The sequence below is a fragment of the Emticicia aquatica genome (assembly GCF_923079645.1).
GTDB lineage: Bacteria > Bacteroidota > Bacteroidia > Cytophagales > Spirosomataceae > Emticicia > Emticicia aquatica.
The window spans coordinates 475,345-490,039 of sequence record NZ_CAKLPY010000001.1; the positions used below are offsets into that span (position 1 = coordinate 475,345).

At 35.9% G+C, this 14,695-nt stretch carries 14 protein-coding genes; 7 read left to right on the forward strand and 7 right to left on the reverse strand.

The features are described 5' to 3' along the window. Positions 1-33 precede the first annotated feature (33 nt). The 5 genes from MJQ71_RS02005 to MJQ71_RS02025 all read left to right on the forward strand — a co-directional run bounded on the left by MJQ71_RS02005 (position 34) and on the right by MJQ71_RS02025 (position 5,571). Positions 34-414 carry a DUF3127 domain-containing protein gene (locus tag MJQ71_RS02005; protein WP_238804047.1) on the forward strand — a complete coding sequence of 127 codons (381 nt, stop codon included), beginning with the start codon at positions 34-36 and terminating at the stop codon, positions 412-414. A 114-nt stretch (positions 415-528) separates the two neighbouring features. Continuing rightward, a complete protein-coding gene (lysA, locus tag MJQ71_RS02010; protein WP_238804048.1) occupies positions 529-1,749 on the forward strand; it encodes a diaminopimelate decarboxylase in 1,221 nt (406 codons plus the stop codon). 147 nt (positions 1,750-1,896) lie between these two features. Next, positions 1,897-3,108: an acyl-CoA dehydrogenase family protein gene (locus MJQ71_RS02015; protein WP_238804049.1), complete on the forward strand. Its 1,212-nt coding sequence runs from the start codon at positions 1,897-1,899 to the stop codon at positions 3,106-3,108. A 181-nt stretch (positions 3,109-3,289) separates the two neighbouring features. Continuing rightward, positions 3,290-5,038 carry an aspartate--tRNA ligase gene (aspS, locus tag MJQ71_RS02020; protein ID WP_238804050.1) on the forward strand — a complete coding sequence of 583 codons (1,749 nt, stop codon included), beginning with the start codon at positions 3,290-3,292 and terminating at the stop codon, positions 5,036-5,038. 149 nt (positions 5,039-5,187) lie between these two features. Beyond that, on the forward strand, positions 5,188-5,571 hold the full coding sequence (locus tag MJQ71_RS02025) for a hypothetical protein (RefSeq protein WP_238804051.1): 384 nt from the start codon (positions 5,188-5,190) through the stop codon (positions 5,569-5,571). 49 nt (positions 5,572-5,620) lie between these two features. Here MJQ71_RS02025 and MJQ71_RS02030 read toward each other — a convergent pair whose 3' ends face one another. Then, positions 5,621-6,238: a YiiX/YebB-like N1pC/P60 family cysteine hydrolase gene (locus MJQ71_RS02030; RefSeq protein ID WP_238804052.1), complete on the reverse strand. Its 618-nt coding sequence runs from the start codon at positions 6,236-6,238 to the stop codon at positions 5,621-5,623. Positions 6,239-6,329: 91 nt separating this feature from the next. On the opposite strand from MJQ71_RS02030, the gene MJQ71_RS02035 reads away from it, so the two are divergent. After that, a complete protein-coding gene (locus MJQ71_RS02035; protein ID WP_238804053.1) occupies positions 6,330-6,656 on the forward strand; it encodes a HesB/IscA family protein in 327 nt (108 codons plus the stop codon). 93 nt (positions 6,657-6,749) lie between these two features. Next, positions 6,750-6,947 (forward strand): PspC domain-containing protein, encoded by a 198-nt coding sequence (locus tag MJQ71_RS02040; RefSeq protein ID WP_238804054.1) that lies wholly within the window; start codon positions 6,750-6,752, stop codon positions 6,945-6,947. A gap of 23 nt (positions 6,948-6,970) precedes the next feature. Here MJQ71_RS02040 and MJQ71_RS02045 read toward each other — a convergent pair whose 3' ends face one another. From MJQ71_RS02045 to MJQ71_RS02070, 6 genes are all read right to left on the reverse strand, one after another. Further along, the gene (locus MJQ71_RS02045) at positions 6,971-7,885 is read right to left on the reverse strand and encodes a DUF1338 domain-containing protein (protein ID WP_238804055.1); all 915 of its coding nucleotides are present in this window, start codon (positions 7,883-7,885) and stop codon (positions 6,971-6,973) included. 3 nt (positions 7,886-7,888) lie between these two features. Further along, on the reverse strand, positions 7,889-8,944 hold the full coding sequence (locus MJQ71_RS02050) for a saccharopine dehydrogenase C-terminal domain-containing protein (protein ID WP_238804056.1): 1,056 nt from the start codon (positions 8,942-8,944) through the stop codon (positions 7,889-7,891). A 434-nt stretch (positions 8,945-9,378) separates the two neighbouring features. Next, complete coding sequence (nspC, locus tag MJQ71_RS02055) at positions 9,379-10,569, reverse strand: carboxynorspermidine decarboxylase (protein ID WP_510185980.1); 1,191 nt, start codon at positions 10,567-10,569, stop codon at positions 9,379-9,381. A 156-nt stretch (positions 10,570-10,725) separates the two neighbouring features. Next, positions 10,726-11,565, reverse strand: a complete 840-nt coding sequence (locus tag MJQ71_RS02060; RefSeq protein ID WP_238804057.1) for an energy transducer TonB — start codon at positions 11,563-11,565, stop codon at positions 10,726-10,728. Positions 11,566-11,744: 179 nt separating this feature from the next. Further along, positions 11,745-12,956, reverse strand: a complete 1,212-nt coding sequence (locus tag MJQ71_RS02065; RefSeq protein WP_238804058.1) for a saccharopine dehydrogenase family protein — start codon at positions 12,954-12,956, stop codon at positions 11,745-11,747. Positions 12,957-13,437: 481 nt separating this feature from the next. Then, complete coding sequence (locus tag MJQ71_RS02070; RefSeq protein ID WP_238804059.1) at positions 13,438-14,625, reverse strand: phosphoglycerate kinase; 1,188 nt, start codon at positions 14,623-14,625, stop codon at positions 13,438-13,440. Positions 14,626-14,695: the final 70 nt, after the last annotated feature.

Sequence of the window (14,695 nt, forward strand, 5' to 3'; positions counted from 1 at the left end):
ACTTTTGTAAAAACATTTATAAAAAAATTCACAATGGAAATCAAAGGAAGACTTATTCACATGTTGCCTTTACAAACGGGAGAAGGCAAAAATGGTACTTGGAAAAAACAAGATTTTGTAATAGAAACTGATGGACAATACCCAAAAAAAGTATGTATTTCGGCTTGGGGAGATAAATTTAATGAAAATTACTTTAATATTGGAAATGATTTATTGGTATCATTCGATGCTGAAAGTCGTGAATACAATGGTCGTTGGTTTACTGATTTAAAAGCTTGGAAAATCGAATTGGCGGGCAGCGAATCTGCACCTGCACCAACTGCTTTTAAAGCTTCAGCACCTGCTCAACCTACAAAACTTGCTCCTGAATTTGCCGTATCGGCTGAAGGTGATAAAGATGATTTGCCGTTTTAATTGTAATATTATTTAATGAGCAAATCCTTCTTTTGGAGCGTTTTTTTATTTCTTAAATCACAATGAAGTAAGTGTATTTATACATTTGCTGTTTTCATTGGAAATTTCAAAAGTATGTTTTCAATTCAAAATATCAGTGTAGAGTCTTTAAGTGAACAGTTTGGTACACCACTTTATGTGTATGATGGACATAAAATTGAGGAGCAAATAGCCAAAATGAGAAATGCTTTTGCAGGTACAAACTTGAAAATCAAGTATGCTTGTAAAGCCCTCACAAATGTCAGTATAATGAAGCTGATGCGTAAAAATGGCGTAGATATTGACGTGGTTTCGATGCAAGAAGCACATTTGGCAATTTTGGCTGGTTACCAACCAAATCAGATTCAATATACACCGAGTGGCGTTGCTTTTTCGGAAGTGCAAGAAGCAGTGGAAATGGGTTTACGAATGAATTTAGATTCTTTGCCACTTCTTGAAAAATTTGGACAAACTTACGGAAATCGTTTCCCTATTTGTTTGCGAATCAATCCTCATATTATGGCTGGTGGAACTTTGAAGATTTCGACTGGACATAAAGACTCCAAATTTGGTATTTCGATTGGACAAGCAGAAGAAATAAATGCCATTGTTCAGAAATACGACTTAAATGTAGTTGGTTTACATCAACATACGGGTTCTGATTTTAAGAATGCTCACGTAATTATTGAGGCAGCCGAAAAACTTTTTGATTTAACTTTTAAATATTTTCCAAACATTCAATTTATTGATTTAGGTTCGGGTTTTAAAGTGGCTTATCGTGAAGACGACCATGTAACCGATATGGAAAAATTGGGTAAGGAAGTGGTGAAAGTTTTCAATAATTTTTGTGAAAAATTTGGTCGTGAAGTTGAACTTTGGTTTGAGCCAGGCAAGTTTTTGGTAAGTGAAAGTGGCTATTTATTGGCACGAGCAAATGTTGTAAAATACAGTCCAGAACGCAATTTTATTGGCGTTGATTCTGGGCTCAATCACTTGATTCGCCCGATGATGTATGATGCTTATCATGCAATTATTAATGGTTCAAACCTTGATGGTGAAGAGAAAGAAATGTACGATGTAGTAGGTTATATTTGCGAAACAGATACTTTTGGAAAAGATAGAGAACTTCCAAAAACCAAAGAAGGCGATATTATGGTTATTAAAAATGCAGGAGCGTATGGTTTTTCGATGGCATCAAACTATAATTCTCGTTTTCGTCCTGCTGAAGTATTGATTTATGAAGGTAAAACTCACCTTATTCGTCAGCGAGAGACGATGGAAGATATTATAAAAAACCAAGTTGTGATAGATTTGTAATATTTTTTCGAATATAAATTAAAGCTGAAATTGTGGCGTAAAAATCTAGTTTAATAATCAAAATCATATTTTTGTATATATATTAGGTAGTTATTTGCCACAATTTTATTTTTAACACTTCTTCAAAAATTAAGTTTCAACAAAACTATGATACCTTCTCAACAAACTTTTCAGCGGTCTAATAAAAAAGATGAATTTGAATCTCCAGATTTCTACGGAATTGACGATTTACTAACCGAAGAACAATTAATGATTCGTTCGGCGGTACGTGATTTTGTAAAAAAAGAAATTTCTCCTATCATTGAAGATGCTGCTCAAACTTGTACATTTCCCGAATTTATTGTAAAAAAAATGGGTTATATGGGCGTTTTTGGCCCGACAATTCCGCTCGAATATGGCGGACAAAGCCTTGATTATATTTCGTACGGTTTGATGATGCAAGAGATTGAACGAGGTGATTCGGGGATGCGTTCAACGGCTTCGGTGCAGGGTTCGTTAGTTATGTTTCCGATTTATAAATATGGCAGCGAAGAGCAGAAAATGAAGTTCCTGCCAAAATTAGGAAGTGGAGAATACTTAGGCTGTTTTGGTTTGACAGAACCAGATTTTGGGTCAAATCCAAGTGGGATGACGACCAATTTTAAAGAAGATGGCGACCATGTAATTTTGAATGGCTCAAAAATGTGGATTTCAAATTCACCAAGAGCTGATGTGGCAGTTGTTTGGGCAAAAAATGAGCAAGGACGTATCAAAGGAATCATTGTTGAGCGGGGAATGGAAGGTTTTTCAACGCCCGAAATTCATGGAAAATGGTCGTTGCGAGCAAGTATTACTGGGGAGCTAGTTTTTGATAATGTACGCGTACCGAAATCTAATATTTTACCCGAAGCAGATGGCTTGAAAGCTCCAATGTCTTGCCTCGATAACGCACGTTATGGCATTGCTTGGGGAGCTTTAGGTGCAGCAATGGACTGCTATGAATCGGCCAGAAGATATGCAATGGAACGAATTCAATTCGATAAACCCATTGCTTCTTTTCAGTTGGTACAAAAAAAATTGGCTGAGATGCTCACCGAAATTACTAAAGCTCAATTGGTTTGTTGGCGATTGGGAACACTTAAAAATGAAGGCAAAGCAACAACAGCTCAAATTTCACTAGCAAAAAGAAATAATGTAGCAATGGCACTTGAAATTGCCCGTGAAGCTCGCCAAATTCATGGAGGAATGGGCATTACTGGAGAATATTCAATCATGCGTCATCAAATGAACCTCGAATCAGTGGTAACTTATGAAGGCACGCATGATATTCATCTGCTGATTTTGGGTCACGCTATTACTGGAATTGCAGCTTTTAAATAATTCACCTTTTTTGAATCAGGCTTTAACCTAAATTTTTGGCTAAAGCCTGATTTTGTTTTATAAATTAACCAATATCAGCATTAATTTAGCAAATTCAATTCTGCCAATTTCTCGCATTAATACACTTTCTTTAAGTAAAAATCCTTATTTTTGCAGAAAATTTAATAATACATAAATAATAATGTTAAGAACTCATACGTGTGGAGAGCTAAGAATCTCTGATGTGAATAAAACCGTTACCCTCAGTGGTTGGGTACAAGTTGTACGTGATAAAGGTGGTATTATCTACATTGACCTCCGTGACCGTTATGGCATCACACAATTGATTTTGAATGAAAACATTACTGATACAGCTTCAATCGCCTTGGCTCGTACACTCAGCCGTGAGTTTGTGATTCAGGCCAAAGGTGAAGTAATTGAACGTATCGCTAAAAATGACAAGATAGAAACAGGCGATGTTGAAATAAAAGTGACAGCTCTTGAAGTATTAAATCCTGCGAAATTACCGCCGTTTTTGATTCAAGATGAAACCGATGGCGGCGATGATATTCGTATGAAATATCGTTACCTTGATTTGCGACGTAATATCGTGCGTCAAAATTTACAGTTGCGTCATAAAGTTGCTCAACAAACGCGTATTTTCATGGATTCGCAAGATTTTATCGAGGTAGAAACACCAGTTTTGATAAAATCTACGCCCGAAGGAGCAAGAGATTTTGTCGTGCCAAGTCGTATGAATCCAGGAGAATTTTATGCCTTGCCACAATCGCCACAAACATTTAAGCAATTATTGATGGTTTCGGGTTTTGACCGTTATTATCAAATCGTAAAATGTTTCCGTGATGAAGATTTACGTGCAGACCGTCAGCCCGAATTTACACAAATCGACTGTGAAATGTCGTTTGTAGAGCAAGAAGATATTTTGAATATGTTTGAAAACTTGATTCGTCATTTATTCAAAACAGTTAAAAATATTGATATGCCCGAAGTTCCACGAATGACTTATGCAGATGCAATGCGTTTGTATGGTTCGGATAAACCTGATATTCGTTTCGGAATGGAATTTGTGGAATTGACTGACCTTGCTAAAGGAAAAGATTTTCCAGTTTTTGATGCGGCCGAATTAGTCGTAGCTATCAATGCTAAAGGTTGTGCTGAATATACGCGTAAACAAATTGATGAATTGACAGAATGGATGAAACGTCCACAAATTGGAGCAAAAGGCTTGATTTATGTGCGTTATAATGCCGATGGAACATTGAAGTCGTCAGTTGATAAATTCTATTCGGAAGAAGATTTGAAAGCTTGGGCTGAACGTTGCGGAGCTGAAAAAGGCGATTTGATTTTGGTTCTTTCGGGCGAAGCTAACAAAGCTCGTAAACAAATGAATGAACTTCGTTTAGAAATGGGAACTCGTTTGGGCTTGAGAAAGCCTGACGAATTTAAAGCACTTTGGGTTTTAGATTTCCCATTATTAGAGTACGGCGAAGAAGAAGACCGTTGGTTTGCTATGCACCATCCGTTTACAAGTCCAAAACCAGAAGATATAGCTTTGTTGGAAACTGATTTAGGAGCTGTAAGAGCAAATGCTTACGATATGGTAATCAACGGAACAGAAGTTGGTGGAGGTTCGGTGCGTATTTTCCAAAGACCATTGCAACAAAAAATGTTTGAAGTTTTAGGATTTACGGAAGAAGAAGCCAAAAAACAATTCGGTTTCTTGATGGATGCGTTTGAATTTGGAGCTCCACCGCATGCTGGAATTGCCTTCGGTTTTGACCGTTTATGTTCAATCTTCGGTGGTGCAGATTCTATCCGTGACTTTATCGCTTTCCCGAAAAACAATTCTGGACGTGATATGATGATTGATTCCCCATCAACAATTGATGCCAAACAAATGGATGAATTGAAGATTAAAACAACAGTTTAAAACTGTTTAATAAATAACAAAAAACAGGTCATCTTTACGAGATGGCCTATTTTTTTGTCTGATGTTTAACAGGTGGTTTACTGATGGCTATCATAATAAAATACATGAAAATGGAGGATTTTTGAGGAAACAAAATCACAATATCTATTATGGAGAACCAAAAATATATCACTGACTTACATCAAGAGCATCAAGATTGGGAAAAGAAATTAGCATTCTACGAGGATGAAATAAAGATTATGAAAAACCGCTTGTCGGAAGTAAGTGCTAAAAATACAGATTCAGCTATCAAAATAAAGGTCGAGCAATATCAAAATAGCTTTATTATTCAAAAAAATGAAATTGACCAATTAAAACACGCAATTGGTAAAGAAGAAAGCGAATTGACCGCAAATTTGAAAGAAAATCCTGTGGCATATACTCACCGCAAACTAGATGATAATATTGAACTTCGAGGAAAAATAGAAATTTTCGACCCAATTTTTGAATCGCTTAAAGCGGATTTCAACCAATTTATAGCCGAAAATTTATAAATATAAAACAAATCAACAGCCCTAGTTTATAGGGCTGTTGATTTATATACTAAATAATGATTGCTTTCATTTCGATTTCCTCATTACTCCAAATAGCAGATGGAGAAATAAAATCACCTCGTTCATATTTCAGATAAATTCCTGCCCGTTTGAAAGCTTCATACACGTATTCAGAACATGTGTATTTATTGTCATGAAAAACCTTTGCTTTTCCTGTAATGGTTCGCCAAAGAATACGACTATATTCTTTTCTATCATATTGCTTTGATAAATTATCTAATGCAAATTCCTTAATTATCAGTGCTTTATCTGATGGCAAATTCTGGAATCTTGCCCATGCAACTCTTCCATTATAAGGATGGTTTCGTCCATCATAATCTTTTATTATAAACGACATCGGTATCATTCTGACACCAACTTCTAAGATACTTTCTACCAAAAAAACTCGGTCAATTTCTTCAATTCTGACTACAATTCCAACATGACTCCATGCTCCTTTTGACCGAATACGAATGAGGTTAGAAAGCCAATGATTTCCCGAAAAGAAAATTAAATCTCCTGTTTGAAGCTCATTACGGATTGCTTCGTAATTTCTACGGATTTCTTGGATTCCTTTTTTGGGAAATGTCTCGTCTAATTCTTTTCGGCTAGTTAATCTAAATGCCATGAAACTTTTGAGTATTACTTTTCGTTAAATATTTGTGAACGCCAAATATACTGGTCTAAATTGCCAATTCACTTATTTATAGATTAAAATTATGGTAACTGTAACCGAAATAGCAAAAAATAAAATTATTGAACTTCGTGAAAAAGACGGCTTAGCTGGAAATCACGGCGTAAGAGTAGCAGTAGAAGGCGGTGGCTGCTCAGGTTTGATGTACGACTTAAATTTCGACTCAGAACAACGAGCAACTGACCATGTTTTTGAAGATAAAGGCATTAAAGTTTTTGTCGATAAAAAAAGCCTTTTGTACTTAATCGGTACAGAATTAGATTTTTCAGATGGCTTAAATGGTAAAGGTTTTCAATTTAAAAACCCAAATGCAACCCGTACTTGTGGCTGTGGCGAAAGTTTTTCGGTATAATATTACCGCTTGAAAAGTTTTTAATGGTATTCATACAAAAACCATCTGTTTTTCAACGGATGGTTTTTACTTTTATAAATAAACTCTAAAATTATGGAAAAGAAATTAACTAGAACTATTGGTAGTGAAAAAATGCTTTTTGGTGTTTGCGGTGGAGTAGCAAAATACCTTGGGCTTGATGCTACACTTATCCGAATCTTATGGACTATTTTCACAATTTTAGGAATCGGAACTCCCATTTTGATTTACATTATTATGGTTTTTATCATGCCAAAAGAAGGGATAGCGTAATATTATCCCTTCTTATTTGGAGATTAGATTTCGGCCTTCATGGTTTGGCTTGTAAATGTACTTTCAAAAATTTTATCGGCATTGCCTGTTTCAAATCCATCTCGGCGATGAACTCGCTCAATTTTATCAAGCGATAAACCTGCAAATTGAGGTAATACTTTTCGCTCGGCAAATTCTACATAACTACCCGCAATTGTATGAATTTCACCATCGGCAAATGCCGCATCAATCATTTCGGCCACAGTCGAACTTTGTAATAAGCCCCCGTCAGGACTAATCTTGGTTTTTCCACCAGCGTCATTGAGTTTTACACCAAAATTCTCTACAAAATCATTAAATTCTTGAATGGTATTATAACCATCTTTCAAATTGTGCACACTAATTGTGTAATGATTTAAGTAGTATCTATTATAAATTACCCAAGCTGCATATTCGCTTTCTTTGAGTAATGCTTCATAATTCGCCCAAGTTGGTGTTCTCCAAAGTGGTTTGTGTAAAAACTCGTCAACCGCAAATCCATCATTCAAATCTAAACTATCAACAGGGTCTGTTGTGACTTCGTCAGTATAACTTTTTATGATTTGTTGCGAATTTTCAGATAAATCATTCACTCGAAGTTCACTTACAAATATTCTCGGGAAACGTGGTTCAGGCGGTGAAAACCAATAGGCATTTAATTTTTTTCCTTCAAAATTGAAATAATCACGCTTTTCGTAACCAAAATGTAGAAAAATTTTCTCGAAAGATTGAACGCCTAATTGTGGCACTCCCATTGTACGAAAAGCTATATGGTCATTTTCAATTTCATTTCTGTCCGAAATTATCCCTTCGGCAATCATTGCATCAGCTACTTTATTTACGTCAGGTACTCGCTCACTGTACCTCCGCATCAAGCCATTTAGCACGAATTCTAATGTTTCTATGCGATTATTTTTCATAAATTAATCTTTAAAAAACGAACCATTTGTTGTTTCAAGATAAGAACTAAAGTCAATATCCTCTTGTTTTAAAAAACCTTGTTGAGGTAGTTTTCCATCGGCAACCATTTCTACAACAGCCGCAACTGACGCTGCTGTTGTCCAAGAAATTGCACGCCAATGTTTGCCATCAATTTCGATAGGATGATATGCTCGATAAAATTCTTCACGAGCCAATTCCTGCCCTTTCCAACCTTCAACAACCGCATACACATATACCACGTCTTCTTGAACGGGAGGTTTCGCTACAGTCAAAATTTTCTCAACGAGTTCACGTTTGTCTTTCAAAATTAACTCATATAACAAAAATTTCATCAATTTTGCGTGTCCAGGATAGCGAATTGTTTTATAATTGAGGGTGTCAACTTTTCCTGCGAAAGTTTCACACATAGTACCTAAACCGCCCGATGTACTAAAAGCTTCAAATTCTTGCCCTTCAATTTGAATATGTTCAATTCCGTCGAGAGAAGTAACCATTTTTACTTCACCATTATGAATTACCTCAGCATCGTTGATATATTCGTTTATTACTCCCGCTGGTGACCAAGTAAATGAGTAACCCATCAAACCATTCGGGAAACGAGGTAAAGCCCCAACTCGAAGTTCAATATCACGTAATTTAGTAAACCTTTTTGCCAAATTAGCTCCAACAATTCCGATTAAACCAGGTGCAAGTCCACATTGTGGAGCCATTACTGACGTAGCGGTTTTAGCCATTTCTCGAATAGCAGAAGTTGTTGGAACATCTTCTGTTAAATCGAAATAATGAATACCTAATTGATGAGCAGTTTGGGCAATGGGTAAATTGAGGTTGTAAGGCATGGCTGATACAACCGCATCAAAATTTTTGAGCGTTTTTTCTAAAAAATTAATGTCGTTTACATCGCCGAGTAAGACATCAAAGGGCAGAGTTGTAGAAGGTTGGCGTAGGTCCATACCCGTAACGGCAAAGCGTTTTGCGAGTAATGTACCAACCAACGAACCAACCTTGCCCATACCAATGACAAGTACGTTTTTCATTGTTTGGAAAAGTTAAATTTTTGTATGATGAAGTAAATTGCGACAACAGCTTTTGATAAAAGAACAAAGATTGGAGATTCGAGTTTTTTTGAAAAAACTAAACGAGTATCAAACCAAATATTCCTTTATCAACTTGCATTAAGTTTATTATGAAAATGTGTCTAAAATATTGATAGACAGCGGTTCATAATGAAGTTTTTGCAAATTTTAAAAAACAAATTTGTCTGGGAAAATATGAAAAAAGACAACCTAACAAAAGTCAGGAACAAATGAGCAAGCACTACGAAGATAAGCGAGGCGTGCTAAGAGGTATTTTAGGTCTTTAAACAATGGAAGAAAGTTTTATTTGCAAATGTATAAAAGGAAAACGCATTTGCAATGAAAAAAACAGAAAAAAGTACCCACTTTTATTAGATAAAAGTGGGTAGGTCTTTTTAAATTCTATCTTTATATGTTTCAAAACCAAAACTTTTTAGTAATTGAAACTCGTCATTCTCTTTCCAAATTCCGATAGATGGCAAACCAACACCATTGAAAGTTGTAGTTTTTACCATTGTGTAATGAATCATATCATCAAAAACTACACTGTCGCCAATGCTAAGTGGTTTTTCAAATGAATAATCGCCCATAAAATCGCCAGCCAAACAAGTCATTCCTCCCATGCGATAAGTAGGTTTTTCGTTGCCAACAACGGCATCTGTTGCTCCCCAAATACGTGGTTTGTAAGGCATTTCAAGCGTATCGGGCATGTGAGCGGCAAATGATACATCCAAAATAGCTACATCAATACCTTGTGCATCAATAATATCTAAAACGGTTGAAGTCAAATAGCCCGTTTGCCAGCCAATTGCCGAACCAGGTTCGAGAATAATTTCGATATTGTAAGTTTCACGCAAACGTTTTATCAAAGAAATCAAATGTTCATGGTTATAACCTTCACGGGTCATTAAATGTCCGCCACCAAGATTAAGCCATTTTACTTGATGAAGCAAATCGCCAAACTTTTCTTCAATATGTACCAAAGTACGCTCTAATGTGTAAGAATCGTTTTCGCAAAGTGTATGAGAATGTAAACCTTCAATGCCTTCTGGTAATTTTTCGCCTAATAAATCTCTTGTAATTCCTAATCTCGAACCAACAATACAAGGATTATACATATCGGTTTCAACTTCAGCATATTGAGGATTAATTCTGATTCCACAAGAAATTTTTCGTTCAAAACCTTGTACTTTATCTTTAAATTGATTCCATTGGTTCAACGAATTGAAAGTAATGTGACTGCTATAAGACATCAATTCATCAAATTCTTGAGGTTTATAGGCAGGAGCATACACATGTGCTTTGCATTTCATTTCCTCGAAAATAAGACGAGCTTCATTGAGTGAGCTGGCTGTTGCTCCCGAAAGATATTGTTTGACCATCGGAAAAGTGGCATACATCGAAAAACCTTTCAAGGCTACAATGATTGATGCACCTGATGCTGTTTGAACTCGGTTTAATAATTCAAGATTTCGGCGTAAAAGTCTTTCTTCTAAAACATAACACGGCGAAGGAATTTTAGAAATATCAATTGGCATATTTTGATTTTTATTTTGCGAAGTAATAATTTTTGCAAAATTACTCATTTCGTTGCAATCCATCACAAAAAAATAGTCCGAACAAGATTGTGCGGACTATTGAAACAATAAATTATAACCAACCAATTTAATTTTGTGTGTAAAATTCGGCGGGAGAAAGCATAAGGAAGATAATTTATTAATAAATAATATTTATACAATTATCTAATCATCGAGTTTAAAAAAAACGGGTATTGTATAAAGAACTCTCACGTTTCTGCCATTTTGTCGGCCTGCAATCCATTTTGGCATTAGTTTTACAACTCTTGAAGCTTCTTCATCGCAGCCAAAACCAATTCCTTTCAATGTTTCTACACCAGTGATACTTCCGTCTTTTTCAACAATAAATTTCAAAAAAACTTTTCCTTGAATATTTGCTCGTTGAGCTGCTGACGGATATTTAAGGTTTTTGCCTAAAAACTTATACATTTCATTAACTCCACCCACGAATGAAGGACTTTCTTCGACGCTTGTAAAAGGAAGGTTATTTTCTTCAATTTCAACAGTTTTGGTTATAGCTGGTGGCGTTTCAGCAGGTGGAGTTTCTGCGATATTTTCAGATTCTGTTCCTTCTTGTGTCTTATTACTAATAATCGCTCCTTCAAAATCTTGCTGAACAGGCGGTGGTAATTCATTTTCTGTTTCTTCTACCACTTCAGGGGCTAAAAATGCCACTGTTTTTACTTGTTCAACTTCTTTTGGAGGTTCTGGTTCTTTTGGCTTTTCAATTTCAGGAGTTTTTTCATCAGGAATTTTTTGCAAATCGATTATAACTCCTTTGTTATCAACTACTTTGTCATTTTTACGAGCAAACAAAAAGTTGGTTAAAAGCATAAGAAGAAAGCAACCAACGCCAATCCAAAAAGCACGATTTAGGTTAGCTGAATACGTTGTACGAAGTTGATACGCTCCGTAATCTTTGTTGCGATGTTCGAAAACAATATCATCGAGGGTTGTTTGAGTTGACATAGCATTTGCAGGCAACTCTCTTGTGTGAGGTTTCATATTTGTAAAGTTTAAGTTGAACATTTGGTAGTTTCGCTGAACTACGACACAATGTTAAGTAACAAAAATGAATTGTGCAAGAATTTCGTAATAAATATTTAGATATTTGTCTAAATATTTATTTTTAAATAAAAAATCCCATCAAATTTTGATGGGATTTTTGGAAATATACTAAAGTATTAATATTCGTGCGGTAAAACACCATTAATTTGCTCGTGCCACGGTAATCCTTGTGTATTGAGCAAATCCATAAATGGGTCTGGATTGAGTTCTTCGCAATTCCAAACTCCAGCTTTTTGCCAATCTGAGTTAGTGAGCATAAGCATTGCACCAATCATTGCAGGAACGCCCGTTGTATAAGATACGGCCTGTGCTTTAACTTCTTTGTAACACTCAGCGTGGTCACAATTATTCCAAACGTAATAAGTTTTGTCACTGCCACCTTCGATTCCTTTAATTTGGCAACCGATTGAAGTTTGTCCTGTATAATTTTCGCCCAAAGTATCAGGTGCCGGTAAAACGGCTTTCAAAAACTCTAAAGGAACGATATCCATCCCATTAAATTTTACAGGGTCAATGCGAGTCATACCAACATTTTGAAGTACTTCGAGATGAGTCAAATAGGCTTGCCCGAAAGTCATCCAAAATCTAGCACGTTTGATAGTCGGGAAGTTTTTAACCAAAGATTCTAACTCTTCGTGGTATAAAACGTAAGACTCTTTTGGGCCAATTCCTGGATAATCAATGGCTTTATGAATCGACATTGGTGCAATTTCAATCCATTCGCCATTTTCCCAATAACGACCATTTTGAGTGATTTCTCTAATATTAATTTCAGGATTAAAATTCGTAGCAAAAGCTTTACCATGATTTCCTGCGTTACAGTCAATAATATCGAGGTAGTGCATTTCATCGAAATGATGTTTGTTAGCATACGCACAATAAACTTGTGTTACGCCAGGGTCAAAACCGCAACCCAATAAAGCCATCAAACCAGCTTCTTTGAAACGGTCTTGATAAGCCCATTGCCAGCTATATTCAAATTTGGCAACATCTTTCGGTTCATAATTGGCAGTATCGAGATAATTCACGCCAGTTTCCAAACAAGCATCCATAATGGTAAGGTCTTGGTAAGGAAGGGCTACATTGATAACCATTTTGGGTTGGAAACTTTTGATAAGTTCAACCAATTCGGGTACGTTATCAGCATTAACTTGAGCTGTTTCGATTTTTACGCCGTGCATTTGCTCAATATCAGCCGCAATTTTATCGCACTTTGATTTGGTACGACTTGCCAACATGATTTCAGAAAAAACGTGAGAATTCATCGCACATTTGTGAGCGACAACGCTGCCGACTCCACCGGCACCAATGATAATAACTTTCGACATTCTTGAATATGAGTGAATGAATGATTAAGTGAATGTTTAAACAGTTCACTACTAAAATAATCTACAAAGATACTACTTGAAAAAGGAATGAATGAATAAATTGTTTAGGTTTTTTGAAAATATAATATGCCGTAAAATAAAATTTACTATAATAGGTAATCTTTTTTAGATTATATTCGTTTATAATGAACTGAAGTGAAATGTAGAAATTCCTTTATAAAGTGACTTCTATGAAGAACTTTAGTCCAAATTAACTCCATATAAACTAAATTGTAACGCCATGAACAGAACAGTAAAATCCGAATCTCAAATGAAGTACGCCGAATTACTATTAATAAGCGTATTAGCCATAGCAGTTGCTATTGGTTTATTTTTTACCAACATTAAAATCTGGTAATCTTTACTAATCCCCAAAGAATATTAATCACACAAAAAAATCCCCGTCTTCCAACGGGGATTTTTTTGTAATCTATTATGAAATTTAGGCAAGTGCCGCAACACCTGGCAAGGTTTTTCCTTCCATGTATTCTAACAATGCACCACCACCAGTTGAAACGTAAGAAACACGGTCGCCGTAACCTGCATTATTAACAGCAGATGCCGAATCACCGCCACCAATTAGCGAGAATGCTTCGTTTTCTTCGGTAGCTTTTACAACCGCTTCAGCGATAGCATTTGTGCCAATAGCAAAATTAGGGAATTCAAAAACTCCCATTGGTCCATTCCAAAGAATCGTTTTTGACTTCAATAAAGTTTCAGTGAAAAGTTTAATACTTTCTGGGCCGATATCAAGTCCTTCCCAATTTTCTGGAATTTGACCAGTTGGAACAGTAATTCTGTTGGCATCGTTTGAGAAACCATCTGCACAAACATTATCAAGCGGCATAATTAAATTAACACCTTTTGCTTTTGCTTTTTCAATTAATTCAAGAGCAAGCGATTGTTTATCGGCTTCTAAAAGAGATTTACCAATCGCTCCACCTTGAGCTTTTGTAAAGGTGTAAGTCATTCCTCCACCGATAATTAGATTATCAACAGTATCTAACAAGCGTTCGATTAAAAGGATTTTATCAGAAATTTTTGCACCACCCATAATTGCCGTAAATGGACGTTCGGCATGGTGTAATATTTTTTCAGCATTTACTACTTCAGCTTGCATCACATAACCGCAAACTCTATCTTCAAAAAATTGTCCGATAATTGCCGTAGAAGCATGGGCTCTGTGAGCAGTTCCGAAGGCATCATTTACCCAAACATTGCCTAATTTTGATAGTTTTTCAGCAAATTCAACGTTACCTTTTTCTTCTTCTTTGTAAAAACGAAGGTTTTCAAGTAACAAAACTTCACCTGGTTTTAGGCTAGTGGCTTGCTCAACTGCTGATTCTCCGATGCAATCATCTGCAAATTTTACTTGTAAACCTAAAATCACTGAAAGCGGATTTACTAAGTGTTTAAGAGAATACTTTTCAGTTGGGCCATCTTTCGGGCGACCTAAATGTGACATTAAAATACATGACCCACCATCTTTTAAGATTTTTTTGATGGTTGGAATCGTGGCAGTGATACGAGTATCATCTGTTATTTCGTACTTATCGTTTAGAGGTACGTTAAAATCAACTCGAATGAGGGCTTTTTTGCCCGAAAAATCGTAAGTGTCTAAGGTTTTCATTCAATAATGAATAATTAAGTGAATGGCGTCTGAGCAAATGAGTAAATTTACTCATTTTTTGCGGCTCAAA